Genomic DNA, 5,160 nt, shown 5'->3' with positions numbered 1-5,160 from the left:
TCGGCGTTTAGTTTGGGCGACTTGCCTCGACGACGCCCGCGCTTTGATCGACCGCTGGCCCGACCATCTTACCGCATCTCGCAAAGTCACTTACACTAGCCCGACGCGCAAGCGAGGGAGCGCGGACATCGAACAATCGCCAACGCTTAACTCAGATCGGAGTCAACTCCCCCTCGCTTGCGCGTCGGGCTAGTGTAAGCTTTTGTACCGTTGAACTTCGAGGTTCCGTTCCCAGATTGCAATTTTCGCCGCATGGGTTTCATTGAGTACGAGCAGGTTGAGCAGGCCTACCTGGATCGGCGACGTTTGCGCCCTTCGGCTGGCTGGAAACTGTTGTGGGCGATGGGCGTCGGCGCTGTGATTTCCGGCGATTTCGCCGGCTGGAATTTGGGCTTGCCGGTGGCTGGGTTCTGGGGTTTCGTGCTGTCGACGTTGATCGTCGCCACGATGTACGTTTGCATGGTGTTCAGCATCGCGGAGCTGTCCGCGTCGTTGCCATTCGCAGGCGGATTCTTTTCCTTCGCGCGGCACGCGCTCGGCCCTTTCGGCGGTTTCGTCTGCGGCATGACGGATGTGATCGAGTACGTACTCTCGCCGGCGGTAATTGTGTATTTCATTGCTGAATACATGCAACCGGTGTTTCCCGGCGTTTCGCCGCCGGTCTGGTGGATCGTGTTCTACGTCCTGTTTGTCGGCATCAACGTCTGGGGCGCGGGAATCACGTTTCGCGTTGGGCTGATGGTGACGCTCGTCGCCCTGGCTGTGTTGATTGGTTTCTTCGCGAGCGTCCTTTGGACCGGTGCGTTTGATTCCGAACTGCTGTTCAATATTCCCGCCGAGACCGGACGCGACCCGCGCGGATTGACGCATGGTTGGCCCGGCGTGTTGCTAGCGATGCCGTTCGCGATTTGGCTCTTTCTTGGCATCGAGCAATTGCCCGTCGCCGCCGAAGAGACGCACGACGTGGTGCGAGATATGCCGAAGGCCTTGGTCTGGAGCCTGGTCACGCTGCTCGTCTTGGGACTGGCCACGGTCGTACTCAACTCCGGCGTGGGAGGGGGCGCCGTGGCGATCGGTAGATCCGGAGCGCCATTGAACGACGGCTTCCTCGCCACGCTGGGACATGGCTATGCCCCGCCCTGGTTCCTAAGTTTGGCGGCTGTCGCCGGGCTCGTGGCGAGCTTTCACAGTCTGATTTACGCCTATGGCCGCGTGCTCTTCGCCCTGTCGCGTGCTGGGTATATTCCGCGCTGGCTCTCGCTGACGACGAGCCGGCACACTCCCGGTTGGGCGCTCGTCGCGGGCGGAGTCGTCGGACTTGGGTGTACGTTTTTGCTGCATCAAGCCAGCGGCACGGGCGTTGGCAGCGCGCTCTTGAATATGGCGGTCTTCGGCGCGGTCATTTCGTACACGCTGGTGATGGTCAGCTTCATCAAGCTCCGCATCACGCAGCCGGACTTGCCGCGTCCGTATCGCAGCCCGCTCGGCGTTCCGGGGGCGGTGGTGGGTGCCGTCGTCGCCTGTTTCGCCTTGTCGGCGACCATGCTCTCGCCGGACTACCTCCCGGCGGTGCTGGGCGTGGCCCTGTTTTTGGCGGTCGCGATCGTTTACTTTTGGCTCTACAGCCGACGGCGATTGGTGGCCCAAGCGCCGGAAGAGGAAGTCGCTTTGCTGCAAGCCGCGGAACGCGAACTGCACGGCGATGCGCCGGATATGACACGTTGAACACTGCTATGCGAAGGACACGCACTTGAATCTGGTCGTCACGAATCCGTTCAATCAACAAACCGTCTGCGAACTTCCCTTCGACTCCGCACTGGCCGTCGAAGAGGCCGTAGATCGCGCCGCCGCGGCGCAGCGGCGCTGGGCGCGCATCCCGCTCGCCGAACGCTGCCGGCAGGTCCGCGCGGCCATGGAAAAGTTCAAGACGAACCTGGAACAGGTCGCCCGCGACGTGACCTTGCAGATGGGCAAACCGCTCAAGCAAGCCCGGGGCGAGTTCAATACGATGTGCGACCGCGCGGAGTATATGCTTTCGATCGCGGAAGAGACGCTGCGGCCCGACATCTTGCCGGAGAAACCAAACTTCGTGCGCCGCATCGAGCACGCCCCGCTGGGCGTGGTGTTCAACGTGGCGGCCTGGAACTATCCGCTCTTGATTCCCATCAACGTCCTCGTGCCGGCGCTGATCGCCGGCAACAGCGTGCTCTTGAAGCACAGCGCCAAGACGCCGCTGACGGGCCGGCAATTCGCCGAGGCATTTTCCGGCTTGGAAGTGCCGGACCTCGTGACGAACTTGCTGCTCAAGCATGACGCCACGGCGCGATTGATCGAACATCGCGGCGTCGACCACGTGGCCTTCACCGGTTCCGTCGAAGGGGGACGCGAAGTCTATCGTCACACGGCCCAACGGTTGATCGACGCCGGGCTGGAACTCGGCGGCAAGGATCCCGCCTACGTGGCCGAGGATGCGGACCTCGATTACGCCGCGGCCAACTGCGTGGACGGCGCTTGTTACAACGCCGGGCAATCGTGTTGCGCGGTGGAGCGAGTCTATGTGCATCACACGCTTTACGAAGCGTTCCTGGAAAAAGCCAAGGCGGCGCTCGAAGAGTACGTGCTTGGCGACCCTGTGCACGAAGCGACGTCGATGGGGCCGTTGGCCGGCCGCAACGCTCCGAAGTTTCTCGAAGCGCAAGTTCAGGATGCCGTGAAGCGCGGCGCGCGACTCTTGACGGGCGGGAAATCGGTCGCCGATCAGCCGGGTAACTTCTTTCCGCCGACCCTGATTGCCGACGTGCCCAACAACGCCGAGATCATGCAGGAAGAAAGCTTTGGCCCGACGGTGCCCGTGCTTTCCGTGCGTGACGACGACGAAGCGATCCGGCTGATGAACGAATCGCGCTTCGGGCTCACGGCGTCGGTCTGGACCAGTTCTTTGGAGCGCGCCGAGCGCTTCGGCCGTGAAGTCAATGCCGGCACGATCTACCAGAACCGTTGCGACTACATCGACCCCGCTCAACCTTGGACCGGCTGGGGCGAAAGCGGCAAGGGCTCGACGATGTCGAAGTACGGCTTCTTCCACCTCACGAAGCGCAAGGCGATCCATTTCCGCACGGCGACCAAGTAGCGACGCCGAGTTATTTCAATCGCCGGGTGCCTGGGGTAGGGGCGACCAATGCGCGGTCTCCATGGTCCAACCGCTTTGGCTTCGTTGGATTTGTCAACAAATCGCCACGATACCCCAGCCGGTTGGACATGGTTGCTGCCAATGTCCGCCCCAGCCCCAGGCGCCCAACATTCACTGGTGTCTCGAACCTTGAATCGTGACGAATCACTTGCGCAAGCGTGCTTCCATCCATTCCCGTGAGACGAATCGCCGCAGCAGGTTTTCCAATGCTTGCTGCGCGGCGGGCGGCAGTGTTTCTGTGCCTTGAGTCTGAGCTTCGTGTGAAACGCCGTTCCAGTTAAGCCTCAGTGACCAACCAGAACGCGCCGCTGTGGCGTTGAACTGCTCGGCCACGCGCACGGTCCAGGCGACGCCAAAGGCATCGCGAAAGTCGAGCCATAGTCGATCCAACGGCGCGCTCTTCAACCGTCGCTTCGGCCAGGCCGTGAGCCACACCGCCGCGCACGCGCAAGCCAGTCCGACTTGAGCGCGCGCCGGTAAGTCGAATCGCAGCCACGCGGGGAATTGATCGCCGAGCCAGCAATACTGCGCCGCGCCAGCCAACAACGAGGCAACCGCTCGGCCCGTGGGGAGATAGTTGGCGACGCCCATCAGCGTCACTGCCAACAGGAGATATTGCCAGGCCAGGTCGACCTGCAACGCGCCGCCGGGGCGATACAGCCACGCGTTTCCGGCCGGCAGGGCGAGTAGCGCCAAGAAGGCCAGAACGACCCATTGCCAGGCGACGTTTTGCGGCCGCTTCGCGCCGAAGATGGCCAGCGTCGGCGCCAGAGAGAGGATCCCGGCGAGATACCTTGCCAGCGTGGGTTCTATTCCGGCCGATTGGAGCGCGTTCCAGGTCATTGCGAGCGTGGCCGCGAGCGCCCAGCGCCACGGTGCGACCAGTGTCGTGCTTTGGCTCAGCCGCCTCAAACGCCACAAACCCGCTACGGTCAGCACGCCGAGCGCCAACGCTACGCCCGGCAAGAGCGTTAGCGCGAAGTCGGTCGCCGAGGAGCTGTCCGCCGTCACCATGCCTAACACCGTAACCGAATGCCCGCCGCGTCAAAGCCCCTTAGTCCGCGAGAATCGTCGCAGCTCGCGCGCGCGGCCCACAATCGGCCCGGACGTGGCAAAAAAGCATCGTCCGCGTTTGCTCTACGCAACAGCGTGGGCAATTCTTGCATATCGTCCCCCGGCGCCGCCCGCCGCAGTATCGAACCTGCGCGTCTCGGAGCAACGGGTGTAGCTCTTGCCGGGCCGGCCGTGGGACGAAGTTGGGCAGAGAAGAGTTGGGCAGAGAAGTGAAGAGTTGGGCACGGTTGGGTTTGCCGCGGAATGGTTCCGCGGGCCAAGATGGCACTATTCAAGGAGTGAGTCATGAAGCACCTCGTGTTGCTTGCCGCAACGCTGGGGATGGCCGCTATGACGGCGCACGCCGGAGCCGCTGAGCTCTTACGCGTCGCCGGCATCGGGCACGGTCCGGGCTACCACGCCACGGGCGGTTGCCAGACATGCGCCCAGGGCGGACCGGTCGGACCGGGCACCGGCTACGGCGGTTACGCCGGATGCTGCGGAGCGGATTACCCACAGCAGTGTTGCGATGATGTTTGGGCCGGCTACTGCGACGAGCCGCGCTGCCATTTTTGGCAACGCCTGCACGCCCGGTTGACGACCGACCGGAGTTGCGGCGCCGCTGGCAATACCTGTTGCCAGCCCGAGTACGGCTGCAACGCGATCGGCAAGTTGCTGCAGAAATCCGATTGCTGCGTCGAGGAAGAGGCCAGTTGCGAAGCGGAAGTCGAATGCTGCGATCCTTGCCAAAAAGGCAAGTTGTTCAAATTCCCCAGCTTAGGCTTGTTCAAGAAGTGCGACTCCGGCTGTGAAGCGCCGGTTTGCGAACCTTCGTGTGAAGCGGAAGCGACCGAATGCAGCGCGCCTTGCTGCAAGCACAAGGGCATCTTCGGGTGGCTGCGCCGCGCCTGTGGCAG

5 protein-coding genes are annotated in these 5,160 nt (G+C 62.9%); 4 read left to right on the top strand and 1 reads right to left on the bottom strand.

The features are described from left to right. From SGJ19_11965 to SGJ19_11955, 3 genes are all read left to right on the top strand, one after another. The coding region (locus SGJ19_11965; GenBank protein MDZ4780961.1) for a hypothetical protein at positions 1 to 193 on the top strand (193 nt) is incomplete at its 5' end. Positions 194 to 252: 59 nt separating this feature from the next. Next, complete coding sequence (gene eat, locus SGJ19_11960) at positions 253 to 1,725, top strand: ethanolamine permease (protein ID MDZ4780960.1); 1,473 nt, start codon at positions 253 to 255, stop codon at positions 1,723 to 1,725. Positions 1,726 to 1,750: 25 nt separating this feature from the next. Then, the gene (locus tag SGJ19_11955; protein ID MDZ4780959.1) at positions 1,751 to 3,130 is read left to right on the top strand and encodes an aldehyde dehydrogenase family protein; all 1,380 of its coding nucleotides are present in this window, start codon (positions 1,751 to 1,753) and stop codon (positions 3,128 to 3,130) included. Between the two features lie 204 nt (positions 3,131 to 3,334). Here SGJ19_11955 and SGJ19_11950 read toward each other — a convergent pair whose 3' ends face one another. Then, a complete protein-coding gene (locus tag SGJ19_11950; protein ID MDZ4780958.1) occupies positions 3,335 to 4,204 on the bottom strand; it encodes a hypothetical protein in 870 nt (289 codons plus the stop codon). 345 nt (positions 4,205 to 4,549) lie between these two features. On the opposite strand from SGJ19_11950, the gene SGJ19_11945 reads away from it, so the two are divergent. Next, positions 4,550 to 5,160: hypothetical protein (locus tag SGJ19_11945; GenBank protein ID MDZ4780957.1), on the top strand; the 611-nt coding region annotated here is incomplete at its 3' end.

This window comes from Planctomycetia bacterium, from assembly GCA_034440135.1.
GTDB lineage: Bacteria > Planctomycetota > Planctomycetia > Pirellulales > JALHLM01 > JALHLM01.
This window is presented reverse-complemented; position numbering and strand designations above follow the sequence as displayed.